A 16,526-nucleotide genomic window follows, 5' to 3' on the forward strand; every position below is an offset into this window, starting at 1 on the left:
GGCAACAAGACGTGGTCGCGCTGCCAACTGCAGGGCCAGCGCTGGCGCGATGTCGGTGCACGTGGCGGGTGGATGCGGGCGCGGACCGGACGCGATGCCGCGCCTGCATTGCCAACGCACAATCGCCATGGCCGGTGCCGGCGATGGTGACGCGCTACCGCAAGCAGCCCGTCAATGCCGCGTACGCCGCCCGGGAGCGCGTACTGCCATCGCCTCCACGGCGAGCGTGAACCCACGCTCCTCACCGCCCTGCATTGCGCCTACGTCGACCACGTGGCGGCGGATCTCCTCGCCCTTGCCGTTACGCACCACCACGACCACGGTGTATTCCCACGGATCGCCGTCTGCGGGGTGGCGGATGGTGCCGTCGACCTTCAACGGCACGATCGGCGCCGGCTGCGCGTGCTGTGCAGCCGCCGAGTCGAAGCGCAGGTGGTGTTTGCAGGCAGGGCAGATGATCGCGCTTTCCAGGATCGTGGCCTTGCAATGCGGACAGCTGCGCGTGGCGCCGGGCGTGCCCGGGCGCGGTGCACTCATGTGGCGTCGGTGGTGTCGCCGCCCACGCTGGCCTTGGCGGCGGCTGACGGCTTGCTGCCGGCGTCTTCGCCCCAGCCGAAGTCGGCCTGGCCACGCATGCGGGCGCCGGAGGCGACGGTGAGGTTGCCGGCCTTGACGTCGCCGACCAGCACGCCGGACGTCTGCAGTTCCACCTGCGCGGCGGACTCGATATTGCCTTCCAGCTCGCCGGCGATGATGACCTTGTTGGCGCGCACGCCTCCCGTGAGCTTGGCGCCGCGTTCGATGGTGAGATCGCCCTTGACGTTGACGTCGCCCTTGAAGCGGCCGGCCAGACGCACGTGACCGGCGCCCTCGATCTTGCCTTCGATGCTGATGTCGGCGGCGATCAGCGATTCCTTCGCTTCGCCCTGACGCTGCGATGGCGCAGCGGCCGGCACGACGCTGGGCGCGGCGGCGGCGGCCGGCACCGGCGGGGTGGGGCCGGGGTCGGCATTGAACAGCCGGCCATCGGCGGCAGGCGCCTCCGGGGCTGCGGGAGCACCGTCTTTCTTGTTGGGACCTTGATCGCGCCACATCGACATCGGACTGCCTCGCTTCGGGGGTCTGGGCCGACTATCGCTGCGTCAATCGATCTTTTGTGTGACAGAGCGCGCAATCCGAGACCGACAGCGCGCCGCCCTGGCCCTGTGCGTCAATCCGGCCTGCTCGCTCCGGCGCCATGACGCTCGACCCGGTTACGTCCGCGATGCTTGGCGGCATACAGCGCCGCGTCGGCCTTCTGGATCAGGCTGGCGCCCAGTTCGCCGTCGACCGGGAAACTGGCCACACCGATGGACGCGGTGACGCGCGGCAACGCGCGTTGCCCATCGGTGACCGCCAATGCCGCGATCTGCGCGCGGATCTGCTCGGCTACGCGCCTGGCTTCCTCGCCATCGGCCTCGGGCAGGATCACGGTGAATTCTTCGCCACCGTAGCGGCAGGCCACATCTTCGGCGCGCAGACGGGTCAGCAGCAGCTCGCCCACCGCAGCCAGCAGCAGGTCGCCGCCGGCATGCCCCTGGCTGTCGTTGAACTGCTTGAAGTGGTCCACGTCCAGCATCAGCACCGACAGCGGCAGGCCGCGTCGCGCGCAACGGGCCAACTCATGACTGAGCGATTCTTCCAGATAGCGGCGGTTGTACAGCCCGGTCAGCGCATCGCGGATCGACTGCCGGCGCAGCGATTCGCGCAGGCGCAGGTTGCTCAGCGCCAGCGACAACTGCTCGGCCGCAGCCTCAGCGATCTCCAGGCGCGGCATCGGGCCCGGACCGGGCGAGGACAGAAACAAAAATCCCAGTTGGGTGCCTTGCGCCGACATCGGCAGGCAGGCGGTGGTGATCGGCGTCTGGCCACCCGGCTCCTCGATGTGCGCACACAACGCATCGCGGGCGAGGTCGTCGATGACATGCGGCTGGCCGCGGCGCAGCGCCCAGCATTCTTCCGGCAGCAGATGCGGTGCACTCTGCACCAGCGGCTCGCCCCAGTGACTGATCGCCTCGGCGCGATCCTGCGAGGCACGCAGCAGATACACGCTGCCGGCAACGCCCGGCAGCAGGCTGGCCAGCGTGCGGCTGGTGACCACCAACGCTTCTTCTGCGCTGATGCAGCTCTGCAGCAGCCCGGTGTAACGGCTCAGCAGGTTGAGATCGGCGGTACTGCGCTGCAGCGCGCCGACACTGTCGCCCAGTTCGCGATTGGCTTGCGCCGCCAGACGCTCGGCCTGCGCGCGATGGCGCAATTCGCGCATCAGCACCGCATACACGGTGCCGACCACCGCCAGGCCGAACGGAATGCCGGCCAACGCCAGCACCAGCAACAGGGTCGCGCTCTGCCGGCTGCTTTCGGCACGTTGCGCAAGCAGCTCCTGCTCGCGCTGCACCATCGTCAGCGCCTGCTCGCGGATGGCGCTGGTGGTGCGGAACGCGCTCTGGCGGATGCTCGCACGTGCCGGCTCCAGGCCGCCCTGCGCATAGACATCGAGCACCTGCTGGATCTGCCGCAGCCGCGCCTCCACCAACGCCTGCAGCTGGGTCAGGTGCTGCTCCTGCGACGGGTTGTCGACGATCAGCCGGCGCAGGTTGCCGAGCAGGATCGGCAGGCGCTCGACGCTGGTTTGATAGTCCAGCAGGTAGGCATCGTTGCCGGTGAGCAGGAAGCCGCGCTGCGCGGATTCGGCATCCAGCAGGCGTGCCTGGATCTCGTCGACTCGGCCGATCACTTCATGGGTGTGCGAGACCAGCGCCGCATCGGCCAGCGAACGCCGCGCACCGACAAAGATGCCGACGCCGATCACGATGAAGATCAGCGCAGAGAAGATCAGCGCCAGCTGGTTGCGGCGGCGCGAGGTAAAGAATGAGGGCATGCAGGATGCTAGCCTGCCGGCCTCGACAACACGAGCACAATCGCGGCGCAAGACGTGCGCGCCGGCACGAAAGTGAAGGCAGGCAGGCGACGCGATGTGCTGTGTTCACGGTGGCGGACAGCGGGGAGCTGCGTGTCCGCATGCCTGGTGCTGCGCGGTGTCAGCGGCATGCGCGTGCCGAGCGTGGCGCGTCCTGCGCCCACCGGGGCGGTGAGCGCAGGGGACAGATGCGGCTTGAGGCAGCTGACGAATCTACTGCGCAGTAGTCAGGCGGGTGCGGCCGGTGCGCGAAAGCGGTAGGTGCCGCGTGTACACCGATGCTCTATGCGGGCCGGCGATGCCTACCTGATAACTGCTCGTGGTCTTAGTGCTGCGGATGCTCGGCGTCGTGCTTGTCGGCGTTCTGCTCGGCCTTGTTGGCCATCTCGCGGGTCTTGTCGGCGGTTGCGTCTGCGGCATTGGCAGTCGCACGGCTGGCGTCGGCGGCCAGTTCGCGTGCGGCCACGCGGGCGTCGGCGGTGGCGGCCTTGGCCTGCACTGCGGCGCGGTCGGCGGCCTGTTCGGTGGCAGCTGCGGCATGCTTTGCGGCAGAGGCAGCGTCGCGGCGCGCCTGCTCCGCATCGGGGCCCTGACAGGCAGCAAGGGTGAGGGCGGCAATGGCGCTCAACGACAGCATGCGGATCGTCTTCATGAGGTGGTCCTGTTCCTGTTCCGGTGTTGGAGAGCGGAGCTTATGCAGGGCTCGATGCAGCCTGCGTCAAGGTGCGTCCCACGCCCGCGTCGCCGGACGACAGGGCCGGGAGCGCGGCCTCCAGGCCCTCGAGCGTCGAAGCAGGCGCGTTGCCCGGCAAATCGCGGGCAAAGAAAAAGCCGCTGGAAACCAGCGGCTTTTTCCGAACTCGCTTGGAGTCAAGAAGTGATTACTTCTTGGCTTCTTCGGCGGTGTCCTTAGCAGCTTCGGCGGTGTTTTCAGCCGTCTTGGCAGCGTCGGCAGCCTGCTCAGCAGCAGCGTCGGTCGCGGCGCCGGAAGCGGACTGGGCAGCGTCAGCAGCGGTGTCGGCCGAAGCAGCGGCGGTGTTGGCAGCAGCCTGAGCGGCGTCAGCCGACTGCGAGCCCGAGGCAGCAGCCTGGTCGGCAGCGGTCTGAGCGTCGGCAGCAGCTTCGTTAGCCGAAGCAGCAGCGTCCTGAGCCTGTTCCGGCTTCGAGCAAGCGGTCAGGGCCAGGCCCAGCGCCATTGCGATCAGCAGCTTGTTGATGGTCATTGTTTCAATCCTCGTCGTTAGATTAGGCAACGCGCTATTGCGCGCCCCCGACATGATGACGGCCACAAGACGAGTGTCAAGCGTACGCGCATTCAGCTTTGCAAAATCGACGTTAATACCAATTAAATCAATTCGATAGCGATAGCGGTCGCCTCGCCGCCACCGATGCACAGCGTCGCGATCCCGCGCTTGCCTCCGCGCGTGCGCAACGCGTTCACCAATGTCACTACCAGCCGCGCACCGGACGCGCCGATGGGATGGCCCAGCGCGCAGGCACCACCGTGCACGTTGACCTTGTCGTGCGCGATGCCCAGTTCCTTGATCGGCACCATCGGCACCACGGCGAAGGCTTCATTGATTTCAAACAGGTCCACGTCGTCCAGTTGCCAGCCGATCTTGCCGACCAACGACTGGATCGCCGACACCGGTGCGGTGGTGAACCACTCCGGTGCCTGCGAGTGGGTGACGTGGCCGACGATGCGCGCCAGCGGCGTCACGCCACGCTGTTGGGCATCGTCCGCGCGCATCAGCACCGTGATTGCCGCGCCGTCGGAAATGCTCGACGAACTGGCGGCGGTGACGGTGCCGTCCTTCTTGAAGGCCGGCTTCAGGGTCGGGATCTTGGCCACGTCGGACTTGCCCGGCTGCTCGTCGCTGTCGACGACCACCGCGCCCTTGCGCGTGGTCACCGTGAACGGAACGATTTCATCGGCGAATGCGCCGCTGCGCTGCGCCGCCTGCGCGCGTTCCACCGAGGCGATCGCGAAGGCGTCCTGGTCTGCGCGGCTGAAACCGAACTTTTCCGCCGTGGCCTCACCGAACACGCCCATGGCCTGGCCGTCGTAAGGGTTGGTCAACCCGTCCCAGGCCATGTGATCCACCGCCTGGAAGTTGCCGTAGCGGTTGCCGGTGCGCGAGTTGGGCAGCAGATGCGGCGCGTTGCTCATCGACTCCATGCCACCGGCCACCACGATGCTGGCCGAACCGGCCTTGATCAGGTCGTGCCCGAACATGATCGCCTTCATGCCCGAGCCGCACACCTTGTTGATGGTGGTGGCACCGGTGGACGTGGGGATGCCGGCGGCGATCGCGGCCTGCCGCGCAGGCGCCTGGCCGAGATTGGCCGGCAGCACGCAGCCAACGATGACTTCGGACACATCGGCCGGCGCGATCTGCGATTGCGCGAGCGCCGCTTCGATGGCGGCGGCGGCGAGCGTGGGTGCCGGCACACCATTGAATTGACCGAGAAACGAGCCGATGGCAGTGCGTTTGGCAGCAACGATGACGATGTCGGACATGAGCGGATACCGTTTAAAGTGAAACGATTATCTGCCTCGCGGCTGATTCGCGCCAGCAAGCTGAAGTGCGACGACAGCGGCGCGGCCGTGGTGTATATGATGCGGTCAGGGCCCGGGATGGGGCCCATCCATGGAATGGGTTCGGGGAGAACATACGCAATGAAGAAGAGAGACGTCGCCAGGACCGTCCTGGCCTCGGCGTTGGCTGTGGCGTTGACCGCCTGTGGCGGCGGCGGTGGCGGAGGCGGAATTCGTCCCACCACCCCCAGCGCACCGCCACCGACCTCGCCGCCGCCACCGCCACCCCCTACGTCGCCGCCACCGCCACCGCCGCCGGTGACTGCACCGACACCGGAGCCTGCGATCGACGCGCATCTGGCGTTGACCAACACGCGCGCTGCGCAGGCGCTGGGCTTTACCGGCGCCGGCTACCGCATCGGCGTGGTCGATAGCGGCATCAACGCCAATCATCCGGCCCTGCAGGGGCGCGTGAGCGACAGCTTCATCCACGTCGACCCACGGACCAACAACGTCGCGGTCGGCGACGTGGTGGGCCATGGCACGGCGGTGGCCGAGCTTGCCGCCGGGCGCGCGGTTGGCCAGTGGCCTGGCGGCATCGCTCCGGGCGCCGGCCTGGTCTCGGCGCGCATCATCAACGACCGCGCGCCGGTGGACGATGGCAGTGGCCAAGGCAACGAGCTCGATGGGCCGCTCGGCCTGGCACCGGTGCACGCCGATCTGATCGGTGCCGGCGTGCGCATCATGAATAATTCGTGGGGCGGTCTGTATTGGAACAATCCAGCGGTCACCAATCAGGTCGCGCAGGAATACCGCTCCTTCGTGATCGGCAACGACGGTCTGGTGGTGTTTGCCTCGGGGAACGAGTCGCGATCCCAGCCCTCCGATACCGCAGCGTTGCCCAGTCAGGTGGGTCCCAACGGGACGCTGCCGGCAGCGGATCTGGAGCGCGGCTGGCTGGTGGTCGGCGCGCTGGACACCGCCAATCCCACCCAGCTGGCGTCGTACTCCAATGCCTGTGGCGTGGCGATGCGGTATTGCCTGGTCGCACCGGGCACCTCGCTGTTCGTCGATCCGGACGCCACCGCCGGCAACGTCAGCTATTTCTACGGTAGCGGAACTTCGTTTGCCGCACCGCTGGTATCGGGCGCAGCGGCATTGGTATGGCAGGCGTTTCCGTACTTCACCAACGATCTGGTGCGGCAGACCTTGTTGGGCACAGCCACCGATCTAGGCGCGACAGGTGCCGATCCGGTGTTCGGTTACGGCCTGCTCAACGTGGGCAAGGCGGTGCTTGGGCCGGCGCGTTTCGACTGGGGCACGGTCGATATCACGGTCAACACGCTGCGGTCCACGTGGGCCAACGACATCAGTGGCGCTGGCGGCCTGACCAAGCGCGGTACCGGCACCTTGGTGCTGGGCAGCACGGCCAATACCTACACCGGCGACACCCAGGTGCTGGGCGGCACCCTGCAAACCGCCAGTCTGCAAAGTGCGCGCGTGGGCGTTGCCAATGGCGCCACGTTGATTGGCGCCGGCCGCATCGGCGGCGCGCTCGCCAACGCAGGCACCGTGCAGGTGAACAGTGCGGTGCTGACGGTCGACGGCAACTACACGCAGGCCAGCAACGGCCGTCTGGCCGTGAACGTGGGCGACCGCTTGAACGTGACCGGCACCGCGACCATTGCCGGCGATCTGCAACTGCTCGGCCGGCGTGCGTACGTGGCCGACAATACGACCTACGCGGTCCTGCAGGCGACCAATGGCTTGCAGGGTACCTTCGACACGGTCAGCGGCGGGCCGGCAGTGACGTTCCTGACGGCCACGCGCAGCTACGACGCCAACACCGCATTCGTGTCGCTGCAACGCATGGATGTCACCGCGGTTGCCGCATCGCTGGGTGCGATCGGCCCCGCGTCGATGGACGCTGCCATCCGCGTGGAGCAGGCTTTCCAGAAAGTGGACGCGCAGCTGTTGCAGGGCAGCGCCGGCATCAGCAGCGGCTTCATTCGCGCTGCGGCGGCGTTGCAGCAGGCACCCGATGCGAAGGCGGCAGCCGATTCGTTGCGCAGTCTGTCCGGGCATGCGCATGCGGCGTCTGCGGCAATGACCTTCGACACCATCGATCTGGGGCGGCGCGCCCTGGCATCGCACTTCGATGGTCTGTCGCAGCAACCGCGCATGCTGGGCACCTGGCAGCGTGCGCTGGGCGGGCCGGGCGAGGGCGGAGTGACCACGGCAGGATTTGCCACCTCCGGCTGGATGATGGGCAACGACCTGCGTCTGTCATCAGGCGCCGTGGCCGGGTTTGCGTTTGGCGAAACGCGTTCCAACAGTCTGGGGGATCTGGATGCTGCACGCGGCCGCGACCGGCAGGTGCAGGCGCAGCTCTATTGGGGGACGACACGGGGGCCGGCGTACACGCTGGGCCAGCTGGGCGTCGGCAGCGTCGACCGGCAGATCGAACGCAGCCTGCAACTGGGCGAAGAACGCAGCAGCGCCTTCAGCGATTACAGCGCCAGCTATCTCAGCGGCAATCTGGAAGCCGGCTATCGCCTGGGCCACGCAGCGGCGTCGTTGACACCTTACATGGGCCTGGACTACGTGCATTTGCGCAGCGAAGGCTTTCGCGAAAGTGGCGGCGATGGTTTCGGCCTGCGGGCCGATGCAAGCACCTCATCGCGCACCCAGATGCTGGCCGGCCTGCGCTCTGCCTACCGCTGGCGCGGCCTCCAGCTGGGCGGTTACGCCGAGTGGCAGCAGGCATTGAGCAGCCAGGGGCTGATGCTGGATGCCAGCTTCAATGGCGTCGAGGCGTGGGCCCCCTTGCGCGGCATGCAGCCGGCACGCTCGGGCGCTGTGTTCGGGCTTGCCGCCTCTGCGCCGTTGGGGCACCAGGGCCAGCTGCGTTTCGGGTACGACCAGCGGGTGGGCGAACGTGGCGACGACCGCGCGTTGAGCCTGAAGTACAGCGCCGATTTCTGATCGGTGTCTGCGGCGCCCGGGTGCAGTGCCCGGGCGCCGTGTGCGTGGCGGCGATCGCGGACGCGCGCAGACCGTCAGGCGCGGCCCGCCCGCCGGACGCGCTTATTCGCCGCGTAATTTGTGCAGGAAGCGCGGTGCGGTGCGGCCCAGCGGCAGTTTGAGTTTGCTGATGGCCTCGATGCGCGTTTCGGCCATCTGATCGGCCGCCTGCTGCGGCGACACGTCCAGCTTGGCCGACAGGTCGAAGACCTTTTCCAGGTTGTGATAGATGCTGCGGATCAGCCGCATGGCGCGTTCGCGGTTGTAGCCATCGATTTCCAGCGACACATTCATGACGCCGCCGGCATTGACCACATAATCCGGTGCATACAGGATGCCGCGCCTGTGCAGTTCCTGGCCGATGGCCGCGCTGGCGAGCTGATTGTTCGCGGTGCCGCAGATGATCTTGGCCTTGAGCTGCGGCAACGTGTCTTCGTTGATTGCGCCTTCCAGCGCGCAGGGGGCGAACACGTCGGCGGAGACCTGGTGGATTTCATCCGGGCGCACCGCCTCGGCGCCATATTCGGCCACCGCGCGATCCACCAGCGCCTGATTCAGATCGGCCACATAGAGTTTGGCGCCGCGTTCCTTGAGCAGCTTCACCAGCTCCATGCCGATGTGGCCCAGGCCCTGGATCGCGATGCTGGCCTTGCCCACTTCCTCATGGCCGAGCTTGCGATTGAGCGAGGCCATCAGTGCCTGCAGCGCGCCATAGGCGGTGAACGGTGCCGGGTCGCCGGAGCCGCGATGCACCTGATGCACGCCGGTGACGTACTCGCTCTCCAGGTAGATCTGCTCCATGTCGTTGACGTCGGTGCCGACGTCTTCGGAGGTGATGTAGCGCCCGCCCAAGGTGTCGACAAACCGGCCGAAGGCGCGAAACAGCGCCTCGCTCTTGTCGGTCTTGGGGTCGCCGATGATCACCGCCTTGCCGCCGCCCACGTTCAGGCCGGCCAGCGCGTTCTTGTAGGTCATGGTGCGGCTGAGCCGCAATGCATCCGTGAGCGCCGCCTCGCTAGTGGGATAGGGGCGCATGCGCACGCCGCCCAGGGCTGGGCCCAGCTGCGTACTGTGCAGGGCAATGATGGCTTTCAGACCGGCGTCGCGGTTGTGGCAGAAGATCACCTGCTCGTGGCCGGTGGTATCGAGGGTTTCGAAAAGCATCGAAGGCTCCGCGGGGCTGCGTGATGTGCCTTCCCTGAGGCCGGGCGTGGACCCGAGCGATGGGAAACAAAAAACGCGACGTCTGCAGACCCTGTCCGATCACGTCGCGCTGCAACATTTTAAACCACGTCGGCAGGGGGGCGTGCATGAATCTGTTCACCAATCCCGATAGCGCTGCTGCCGCATCCATAGCGTCCCCAGCCACTTGGTGCCGGCCACGACCGGCAGGCCGGCATGCAGCGAATCGGGATCGGGGCGGCCGTCGGCGTGCAGGTTGTCGAAGCACACCACCGAACCGGCGCGCGGTTGCACGCTGACGCCGGCAACCGGGAAATCGGTCTGACCACCTGCCTCGACCGCATTGAGATACACGCAGACGGTGCGCAGGCGATTGCCGGCCGCCGGGCGATCTGCCGCGACCCTGGCCGCGGGGAGATAGTCGCGATGCGCGCGATAATGCTCGCTTGGTGCATAACACAGCACCGACAGCGGCTCGGCGTGGGTCAGGGGCAGCTGCGCGCAGGCCGCCAGCCGTGCCTGCGCCACGCGGGCGGCGAAGTCTTCCAGCACCGGGTCCAGCGTGGCGCCGCGGCTGGTGCGTATCGGCGTGCGGTGCGTCAGCGCATCATCGGGGTCGACGACCTGGGAGGCACGCAGGTGCGGCTGCGCCAGCAGGATCAGCAAGCGGCACTCGTCGGCGGACAGCACGGCCGCATGCTCTTCGATCAGCGGGGCGGCATGACGGCGCGTCGGCATCGCGCGCGGGGTGAAGCGGACACGCTCGGGGCCGCTGTCGTCGGCACGGTCCGGTGGCGCAACGTGGACGGCCGGCAGTGCCGCGACGCCGACCTGCTGCAGCTGTTGCAGCAGGCGTGCGGCGGCCTCCGGCTGGGCCGGGACGCCCTCGCCACGCAGCAGTCGCTCGGCCAGCAGGGCGGCCGCAGGCGCATCGCCGGCCGCCGCTGCGCGCTCCAGCAGGCTGACGCAGCGCTGCTGCTGGTGCGGATGATCGATGCGGCCGTGAAGCACGGCCAGGGCCCGCAGGGCGGGCGGGTAGCCGGCCGCAGCGGCGGCGTGCAGGCGTGCGACTGCCTGCGGCCCCAGCGCAAGCGGATCGTTGGTGACGGCACACGTGGCCAACAGGTACCCCGCTTGTGCGGCGCCCTGGCGCTCGGCGGCTTCCCAATGCGTCAGCGCCTGCCGCAGATCCACTGCGCAGCCGATGCCGTAGGCCAGCAGGCGGCCGGCTTCGATCCGGGCGGTGACATCGCCTGCGGCCGCACCGTGTGCGTACCAGGCCAGGGCTTGCTCTGGCTGGCCGGCGCGGACCAGTGCCTGTGCCAAGGCATTCATGGCCGCCGGCTGCCGGCTGTGTGCAGCGAGGGTGAGCTGTGCGAGAGAGGATGCAGGCATGCCTGCATCCTAAGCCCACACCCGACACTGCGCGATCAGCCGCCCGCTTCCAGCGCCAGCTGGGTCAGATACAGGCGCAGGTCGAACTCCAGTTGGTGATAGTCCGATGTCATGTGGTTGCACAGTTGATAGAAGGCCTTGTTGTGATCGGCCTCCTTCAGGTGCGCCAATTCGTGGGCCACGATCATCTGCAGGAAGGGTTCGGGCGCGTCGCGGAATACCGAGGCGATGCGGATTTCACGGCTGGCCTTGAGCCGCCCGCCGTGCACGCGCGAGATGGCGGTGTGGGTGCCCAGCGCGTGCTTCACCACCTGCAGATGATTGTCGTACACGGCCTTGTGCAAGGTGGGCGACGAGCGCATGTAGCGCTCCTTCATCGCCTTGACGTAGTCGTACAGGTGACGATCGGTGCGGACCGTGTGCCGGTCGGGGTAACGTCGCGCCAGCACTGCGGCAAGCTTGTCCTGCGCTATCAGCGCGCGCACCTGATCCAGGACGGCGGGCGGATAACCGGCGAGATAACGAAGAGTGTCCATGGCCAATGCAGGCTGCGAGAACTCCATGATCGCGCATGCGGAGGATGCTGGCTAATCCGTGTCATTGGACTGTGGCGCGCAGCTCTCCAAACGCGGTGGATGGCAACCGGTGTCGCCCGGCAACGCGGGGTGCGCCGGGCAAAGGATGCAGCCGGCGTGATGGCTGCGATGGTGCTGCGGTCACGCGCGGTGATTCGCACGGCAGCGCTCTGGCCACGTCAACGCGCGGTCAATGGCGATCCGCACGCCCCCGCATCTGCGGGGCGCCGATACTGCGCAACGCAGCAATGTGGCAGCGTGTGTCATGCGTATTCACGAATGCGGCACGCCGGAATCGGTAGCGTGCAGCGCATGTTTTGCGGCGACGCGTCGCAAGCACATGATCGAACAACGGCGCTGTGCCGGATTAGGAGACGACAACATGATCAAGTGGGCCATTATTTTCGCCATCATCGGACTGATTGCCGGTGCGCTCGGTTTCGGCGGGATGGCAGGCGCTGCGATGGGAATTGCCAAGTTCCTGTTCTGGGCCGGCATCATCATTGCCATCGTGCTGTTTGTGCTGGGCATGACGATTGCCAAGAAGGTGACCTGACGCGCAACCCGCAGCCGGACGCCATGTGCCGTCGGCTGCAGTCACGCAAAGAGCGGCCATTGGCCGCTCTTTTTTTTGGGGCGAAACTCAACTGCAAGGATCACTGCCGGGCTCGACCTTCACGTGGCGATCGGTCAGACGCCGGTGTCGTCCGCTGTGGTGTGCAGCGCGATGTTCAATTGATCGATGGTCACGATCCAGTCGGCATCGTCGAGACGCTCTTCACGCAGCAACTGTGCCTGTGCCGGCGTCCAGAAAGGCGCTTCTTCCAGGCGCATGTCGCCCGGCAACGGCGAATGCTCGGCGATGAACGTGCGAATGCTGGCTTCATCGGACGGCAAGCCGAGCTGGGCGAACAGTTCGGAGAAGGGGTGGACCGGTTGTTCCATTGCAAATCCCTCGTAGGTGCGGATGACGGGTGCGGATGAATGAATGGTAGAGCACCTGGCTTGAGGACACTGTGCACGGCTGGCTTGGATTTGCCTGTGGCCATGACCATAGTGTCTGCCTGACCAGCGAGGCGAGACGACCATGGCAACCGGATGGGCGGGTGATGGGGCGGTGCAGGACCAGATCGATGCCACCGTCGAGGACGCGATCAAGCGTGCGCGGAGCCAGTTGCACCAGGGCCCGAGCCTGACCCACTGCGAGGAATGCGAGGCGCCGATTCCCGACGCGCGTCGCAAGGCAGTGCCTGGCGTGCATCTATGTGTGCAGTGCCAGCAAGCGCATGACCAGGAGCAGGGCGCGCTAAGTGGCTTCAACCGTCGTGGCAGCAAGGACAGCCAGCTGCGTTGAACCAGCGGCGTCGAAGCTGGACCGACGGGCGACCTGGTGTGCAATGGCCCGATGCGCTACAGCGCTGGATACGCAATGCACGCGCGGGAAAACTCCGGGAATGTGCGGAGCGCAGCTGCGTCTCCTGTGCTCAGTTGGCGTTGAAGCCGCTGCTCTCGCGCCAACGGCGCGTGGTGCGCTGGAAAAACAGGCTGTTGGGCACTTGCAGCACGCTGCCGGCATGGTCGCCGGTTTCTTCGAGCGTGGTGTAGATCACGTTGATGTCGATCACGCGGCCTTTCAGGCCGGGCTTGTCGCCGCCTTCCAGCAGCTCGATGTGATCGTGCAGGCGGAACGGACGCGTGGTGATGATCAGGAAGGTGCAGAAGATATTCGACAGCACGCTCCATGCAGCGAAGAACGCCACTGCGCCGACGGCCGCGAAGCTGGTGAAGGCGGTCCACAGCACGCCGGTGGAGACACCGAGGATATGCAATGAGATCAGGACGGCACTGAGCGAGATCACGAAGCTGCCCACACGCCGGATGCCGATCGTGATCTCGACAGGCACGTTGTAATGCGCGCACAGCCGCCGGAGCAGCTGTCGCAGCAGCAGCCGCGTCAACGCGGCAGCCGCCAGGATCAGGACGATGTTGATGGTGGGCACCGCAACCGCCAGCCATTCCGGATTCCAGTGCGGCAACAGGCTTCGGATCATTGCGGGCAAGGCGTCGGGCGCGGACATCACATCATGCGAAAGCAAAAGAGCCGCCATTGTAATGGTGCGCCCTGCGTGCACCAGATGCGTGGGATGAATGCATGCTTATCCGGCACTGCGGTGGGCGTGCCGCGTGAGATGTGAGCGGCGCTGGATGCGGATGTCTTCAGTGGCGACACATCGTTCGGTGGCTGCCAGGGCGACGGCCGGGCAACCGTGCAGGCAAAGCATCTGCCTGCGACGCTCGGCGCGGCGAACGATGGCATCACACTGAAATCGCACTCCGGGTCGATACGCCCCGATGACGCCAGGAGGCCGGAAACAAACGTGCCACCTTGCGGTGGCACGTCGGTTCAACACTTCAAGGCAACCCTTGCAGTCAGCTACCGGTCTGCACGCGCAGCGGCGGGCATCGACGGCAGCCTGTCTGCCGCTCAGCCGATCTTGTCGCCATCGTTGCGCGCGGGGCCGAAGTTGGTGGTGAGCACTTCGATCCGGCCGCCGGTCTTGCGGAACGCGGCGATGTCGGCAGCGATACGCTCACGACTGAGCGGCTGCGACTTGCCTTCGCTGCGAGCGATGCTGGGCTGGGATTTCTGCTTGGTCGCGGGACGTGCCATGTGGCCTCCTGTAGCGGGGAAGTGCAAGGACACCGCATGCGGCAAGGGTGGCGCGCGCGGAAGCGGTGTCGAGAGGTGCGAGTGCGTTCGGTGCGCAATCGCGGCGGCACGGCGGGCGTGCCTTGCAGACAAGACGGCGGGGCGTCAGGCAGCAACCGCGTATTATAGGCGCTAAGTACCGATTTGTGTTAATGCTCCGACGGACGGGCGTCGCCCGCCGCGGCCCAGGCCAGGCCCTGCACCACGCCGAAGGACGGATCGCCGTGCACCATGCGCGATTCCGGAAATGCCGCCGCCACCGTGTCGCGGATGTAGCCGGCACGCGACATGCCACCGGTGAGAAACAGCGTGGCCGGAGGCGTGGGCAGGTCGGCGCGCACCTGCGCCAGCAGTCCTGCCAGTTCCTGCAGGTAGTTCGAGGCGGACGCAACCAGTGCGCTGGCCTGCACGTCTACGTGCAGGGCGCGTTCGATGAATTCAAGCGACGCCTGGTGCTGGTCGAGCTCGCTGAGCGCGATCTTGCAGGCTTCCACGGCGCGATACAGGCGCGCGGTGTTGCCGGTGTCCTGCAGGGCCTGCAGGCGGGTGTCGAACGGGGCAGGGACGTCGCGGTACGTGTGCAGGCGGAATTCGCGTTGCCGGGTCATGTCCTGCACCATCGCCGCTTCCACGTAATGGTGCGCCGGAACGCGGGTGATGCCGCGGCCGAACAGCGGCATGTAGGCGGCCAGATTGAGCGCCAGATCGATATCGGTGCCGCCGCGCGCGATCCCCCAGGCGCGATGCACCTGCGGTGGTGCGCTGCCGCCCACGCTGGCATGGGCGATATCGGTGGTGCCGCCGCCGATGTCCACCACCACGGTGTCGTGCCGGGCGTCGTGGCTGACGTGGTAGTGCATGGCGGCCGCGGCGGGCTCTTCGAGAAAGTCCACGCTGTCGAACCCGGCGGCGATGGCCGCGGTCTGCAGGATTTCCAGCGCCTGCGCATTGCCTGCTTCGCCGATCGAACTGCGAAATTGCACCGGGCGGCCGATCACGGCACTGCGGATGGTGACGTCGAACTGGCGCGAGGCAGTGAGGCGGATGTGCTCCAGCACGTGCGTGGCGATGCCGGTGATGGTCTGGCGGGCACGCGGGTGCAGGTTGTAGCCCAGCATCGATTTGGGGCTTTGCACCAGATTGCCTTCGCCTTCCAGGAAGTACGCATCCAGCGCGTCGTCGCCGTAGACCGCGTTCTGCAGCAGCGCCGCCGAACTGCGTGGCTCGCGCACCTGTTCTTCCATCCATTGGCGACGCACGATGCGCAGCGCTTCGCGGCGCAGACTGTCCTGAGTCGGCGTGCGGCCGGCGGCGGTGGCGTCGCGGCGCGCGGAGTCGATCAGCCGCTCCATCTCGTATTCCAGCGCGGGCGTGAGGCTGAAATCCTCCGGGTCGCGCATGGTCTCGGGAAAGTACACCGTAGTGCGGAACTGCAAGGCGTCGCCGAAGCGCACCGGTTCCACCTGGCCATCGACGATTGCGGCGGCGGCGGAGTTGCTGGTACCGAAGTCGATGCCGAGTTTCATGCAGACAGGCCTTCAAAGCGGGCCGCGCACTTTACTACGGCCGCCGCAGCTGCCGTCCAGACCGGCGTGCCAGGCGGCGTGCCGGCCGATGCGCCGCGCGCCGCCTGGCACGCGACGCGCCGGCTCAGGCGGCGATGTCGTCGACGTGGCCCTGATTCAACTCATCGGTGGTGGCTTCGCGCACGTCCACTACTTCCACCGCAAAGTGCAGGGTCTGGCCGGCCAGCGGGTGATTGCCATCTACGGTGACCTGTTCCGGGCCGACCTCGGTGACGGTGACCAGCACCGGGCCCTGCTGGGTGCGGGCTTCGAACTGCACGCCCGGGACCACGTCCACATCGGTGGGGAAGGCCTCGCGCGGAACGTGCTGGATCAGCTGCTCGTGGCGCGGGCCGTAGCCTTGTTCGGGCGCCACGTCGGCGGTGAGTGTGTCGCCCACGCGCCGGCCGTCCAGCGCCTGCTCCAGGCCGGGCACGATGTTGCCGGCACCGTGCAGATAGCTCAACGGGGTGTCGGGAGTGGAGCGGTCCAGGACCTGGCCGCTGTCGTCGGAAAGGGTGTAGTGAATGGTCGCAACGCGACCCTGGCTGATTTCCATCGGAAACCTCCATGCGGG

17 protein-coding genes are annotated in these 16,526 nt (G+C 66.9%); 3 read left to right on the plus strand and 14 right to left on the minus strand.

What is annotated here, in order from left to right; all coding sequences use genetic code 11:
* Positions 1-171: 171 nt before the first annotated feature.
* The 6 genes from RZV17_RS06760 to RZV17_RS06785 all read right to left on the minus strand — a co-directional run bounded on the left by RZV17_RS06760 (position 172) and on the right by RZV17_RS06785 (position 5,480).
* On the minus strand, positions 172-537 hold the full coding sequence (locus tag RZV17_RS06760) for a hypothetical protein (RefSeq protein ID WP_104581054.1): 366 nt from the start codon (positions 535-537) through the stop codon (positions 172-174).
* Positions 534-1,100: a polymer-forming cytoskeletal protein gene (locus RZV17_RS06765; RefSeq protein ID WP_355608146.1), complete on the minus strand. Its 567-nt coding sequence runs from the start codon at positions 1,098-1,100 to the stop codon at positions 534-536. The genes RZV17_RS06760 and RZV17_RS06765 overlap by 4 nt, the downstream gene beginning before the upstream one ends.
* Positions 1,101-1,210: 110 nt before the next feature.
* Positions 1,211-2,920, minus strand: a complete 1,710-nt coding sequence (locus tag RZV17_RS06770; protein ID WP_184374028.1) for a diguanylate cyclase — start codon at positions 2,918-2,920, stop codon at positions 1,211-1,213.
* A 364-nt stretch (positions 2,921-3,284) separates the two neighbouring features.
* A complete protein-coding gene (locus tag RZV17_RS06775; protein ID WP_047694353.1) occupies positions 3,285-3,611 on the minus strand; it encodes a hypothetical protein in 327 nt (108 codons plus the stop codon).
* A 229-nt stretch (positions 3,612-3,840) separates the two neighbouring features.
* A complete protein-coding gene (locus RZV17_RS06780) occupies positions 3,841-4,182 on the minus strand; it encodes a hypothetical protein (RefSeq protein WP_039406586.1) in 342 nt (113 codons plus the stop codon).
* 122 nt (positions 4,183-4,304) lie between these two features.
* Positions 4,305-5,480, minus strand: coding sequence for a thiolase family protein (locus tag RZV17_RS06785; protein WP_039406584.1), 1,176 nt, complete (start codon positions 5,478-5,480; stop codon positions 4,305-4,307).
* Between the two features lie 159 nt (positions 5,481-5,639).
* Between RZV17_RS06785 and RZV17_RS06790 the strand changes: the two genes are divergently transcribed.
* Entirely contained in the window at positions 5,640-8,483 is a 2,844-nt protein-coding gene (locus RZV17_RS06790) for a S8 family serine peptidase (RefSeq protein WP_355608150.1), read from the plus strand.
* A gap of 102 nt (positions 8,484-8,585) precedes the next feature.
* Here the strand turns inward: RZV17_RS06790 and RZV17_RS06795 are convergent, their stop codons facing one another.
* The 3 genes from RZV17_RS06795 to RZV17_RS06805 all read right to left on the minus strand — a co-directional run bounded on the left by RZV17_RS06795 (position 8,586) and on the right by RZV17_RS06805 (position 11,662).
* The gene (locus RZV17_RS06795) at positions 8,586-9,686 is read right to left on the minus strand and encodes a Glu/Leu/Phe/Val dehydrogenase dimerization domain-containing protein (protein WP_355608153.1); all 1,101 of its coding nucleotides are present in this window, start codon (positions 9,684-9,686) and stop codon (positions 8,586-8,588) included.
* Between the two features lie 156 nt (positions 9,687-9,842).
* On the minus strand, positions 9,843-11,099 hold the full coding sequence (locus RZV17_RS06800) for a 2OG-Fe(II) oxygenase (protein WP_355608156.1): 1,257 nt from the start codon (positions 11,097-11,099) through the stop codon (positions 9,843-9,845).
* Positions 11,100-11,134: 35 nt separating this feature from the next.
* Positions 11,135-11,662, minus strand: a complete 528-nt coding sequence (locus RZV17_RS06805) for a M48 family metallopeptidase (protein WP_047693730.1) — start codon at positions 11,660-11,662, stop codon at positions 11,135-11,137.
* 394 nt (positions 11,663-12,056) lie between these two features.
* Between RZV17_RS06805 and RZV17_RS06810 the strand changes: the two genes are divergently transcribed.
* Positions 12,057-12,230 carry a DUF1328 domain-containing protein gene (locus RZV17_RS06810; protein WP_003489471.1) on the plus strand — a complete coding sequence of 58 codons (174 nt, stop codon included), beginning with the start codon at positions 12,057-12,059 and terminating at the stop codon, positions 12,228-12,230.
* 134 nt (positions 12,231-12,364) lie between these two features.
* Here RZV17_RS06810 and RZV17_RS06815 read toward each other — a convergent pair whose 3' ends face one another.
* Entirely contained in the window at positions 12,365-12,619 is a 255-nt protein-coding gene (locus RZV17_RS06815; RefSeq protein ID WP_047693727.1) for a DUF2789 domain-containing protein, read from the minus strand.
* A 142-nt stretch (positions 12,620-12,761) separates the two neighbouring features.
* On the opposite strand from RZV17_RS06815, the gene RZV17_RS06820 reads away from it, so the two are divergent.
* Positions 12,762-13,028: a DksA/TraR family C4-type zinc finger protein gene (locus tag RZV17_RS06820; protein WP_047693724.1), complete on the plus strand. Its 267-nt coding sequence runs from the start codon at positions 12,762-12,764 to the stop codon at positions 13,026-13,028.
* A gap of 130 nt (positions 13,029-13,158) precedes the next feature.
* On the opposite strand, the gene RZV17_RS06825 is transcribed toward RZV17_RS06820, so the two are convergent.
* The 4 genes from RZV17_RS06825 to RZV17_RS06840 form a co-directional block, all read right to left on the minus strand.
* Positions 13,159-13,752, minus strand: a complete 594-nt coding sequence (locus RZV17_RS06825) for a mechanosensitive ion channel family protein (protein ID WP_184439968.1) — start codon at positions 13,750-13,752, stop codon at positions 13,159-13,161.
* Positions 13,753-14,159: 407 nt separating this feature from the next.
* Positions 14,160-14,345, minus strand: coding sequence for a hypothetical protein (locus RZV17_RS06830; protein ID WP_029221706.1), 186 nt, complete (start codon positions 14,343-14,345; stop codon positions 14,160-14,162).
* A gap of 188 nt (positions 14,346-14,533) precedes the next feature.
* Positions 14,534-15,910, minus strand: coding sequence for an Hsp70 family protein (locus tag RZV17_RS06835; RefSeq protein ID WP_104581568.1), 1,377 nt, complete (start codon positions 15,908-15,910; stop codon positions 14,534-14,536).
* A 124-nt stretch (positions 15,911-16,034) separates the two neighbouring features.
* Positions 16,035-16,508 carry a peptidylprolyl isomerase gene (locus RZV17_RS06840; protein WP_047693718.1) on the minus strand — a complete coding sequence of 158 codons (474 nt, stop codon included), beginning with the start codon at positions 16,506-16,508 and terminating at the stop codon, positions 16,035-16,037.
* Positions 16,509-16,526 lie beyond the last annotated feature (18 nt).

The sequence above is a fragment of the Xanthomonas cannabis genome (assembly GCF_040616535.1).
Classification (GTDB): Bacteria; Pseudomonadota; Gammaproteobacteria; order Xanthomonadales; family Xanthomonadaceae; genus Xanthomonas; species Xanthomonas cannabis.

Bases quoted from the DNA above. Each gene is read 5' to 3' on its own strand.
- RZV17_RS06760 (WP_104581054.1), bottom strand. From the start codon at position 537: ATGAGTGCACCGCGCCCGGGCACGCCCGGCGCCACGCGCAGCTGTCCG.
- RZV17_RS06765 (WP_355608146.1), bottom strand. From the start codon at position 1,100: ATGTCGATGTGGCGCGATCAAGGTCCCAACAAGAAAGACGGTGCTCCC.
- RZV17_RS06770 (WP_184374028.1), bottom strand. From the start codon at position 2,920: ATGCCCTCATTCTTTACCTCGCGCCGCCGCAACCAGCTGGCGCTGATC.
- RZV17_RS06775 (WP_047694353.1), bottom strand. From the start codon at position 3,611: ATGAAGACGATCCGCATGCTGTCGTTGAGCGCCATTGCCGCCCTCACC.
- RZV17_RS06780 (WP_039406586.1), bottom strand. From the start codon at position 4,182: ATGACCATCAACAAGCTGCTGATCGCAATGGCGCTGGGCCTGGCCCTG.
- RZV17_RS06785 (WP_039406584.1), bottom strand. From the start codon at position 5,480: ATGTCCGACATCGTCATCGTTGCTGCCAAACGCACTGCCATCGGCTCG.
- RZV17_RS06790 (WP_355608150.1), top strand. From the start codon at position 5,640: ATGAAGAAGAGAGACGTCGCCAGGACCGTCCTGGCCTCGGCGTTGGCT.
- RZV17_RS06795 (WP_355608153.1), bottom strand. From the start codon at position 9,686: ATGCTTTTCGAAACCCTCGATACCACCGGCCACGAGCAGGTGATCTTC.
- RZV17_RS06800 (WP_355608156.1), bottom strand. From the start codon at position 11,099: ATGCCTGCATCCTCTCTCGCACAGCTCACCCTCGCTGCACACAGCCGG.
- RZV17_RS06805 (WP_047693730.1), bottom strand. From the start codon at position 11,662: ATGGAGTTCTCGCAGCCTGCATTGGCCATGGACACTCTTCGTTATCTC.
- RZV17_RS06810 (WP_003489471.1), top strand. From the start codon at position 12,057: ATGATCAAGTGGGCCATTATTTTCGCCATCATCGGACTGATTGCCGGT.
- RZV17_RS06815 (WP_047693727.1), bottom strand. From the start codon at position 12,619: ATGGAACAACCGGTCCACCCCTTCTCCGAACTGTTCGCCCAGCTCGGC.
- RZV17_RS06820 (WP_047693724.1), top strand. From the start codon at position 12,762: ATGGCAACCGGATGGGCGGGTGATGGGGCGGTGCAGGACCAGATCGAT.
- RZV17_RS06825 (WP_184439968.1), bottom strand. From the start codon at position 13,752: ATGTCCGCGCCCGACGCCTTGCCCGCAATGATCCGAAGCCTGTTGCCG.
- RZV17_RS06830 (WP_029221706.1), bottom strand. From the start codon at position 14,345: ATGGCACGTCCCGCGACCAAGCAGAAATCCCAGCCCAGCATCGCTCGC.
- RZV17_RS06835 (WP_104581568.1), bottom strand. From the start codon at position 15,910: ATGAAACTCGGCATCGACTTCGGTACCAGCAACTCCGCCGCCGCCGCA.
- RZV17_RS06840 (WP_047693718.1), bottom strand. From the start codon at position 16,508: ATGGAAATCAGCCAGGGTCGCGTTGCGACCATTCACTACACCCTTTCC.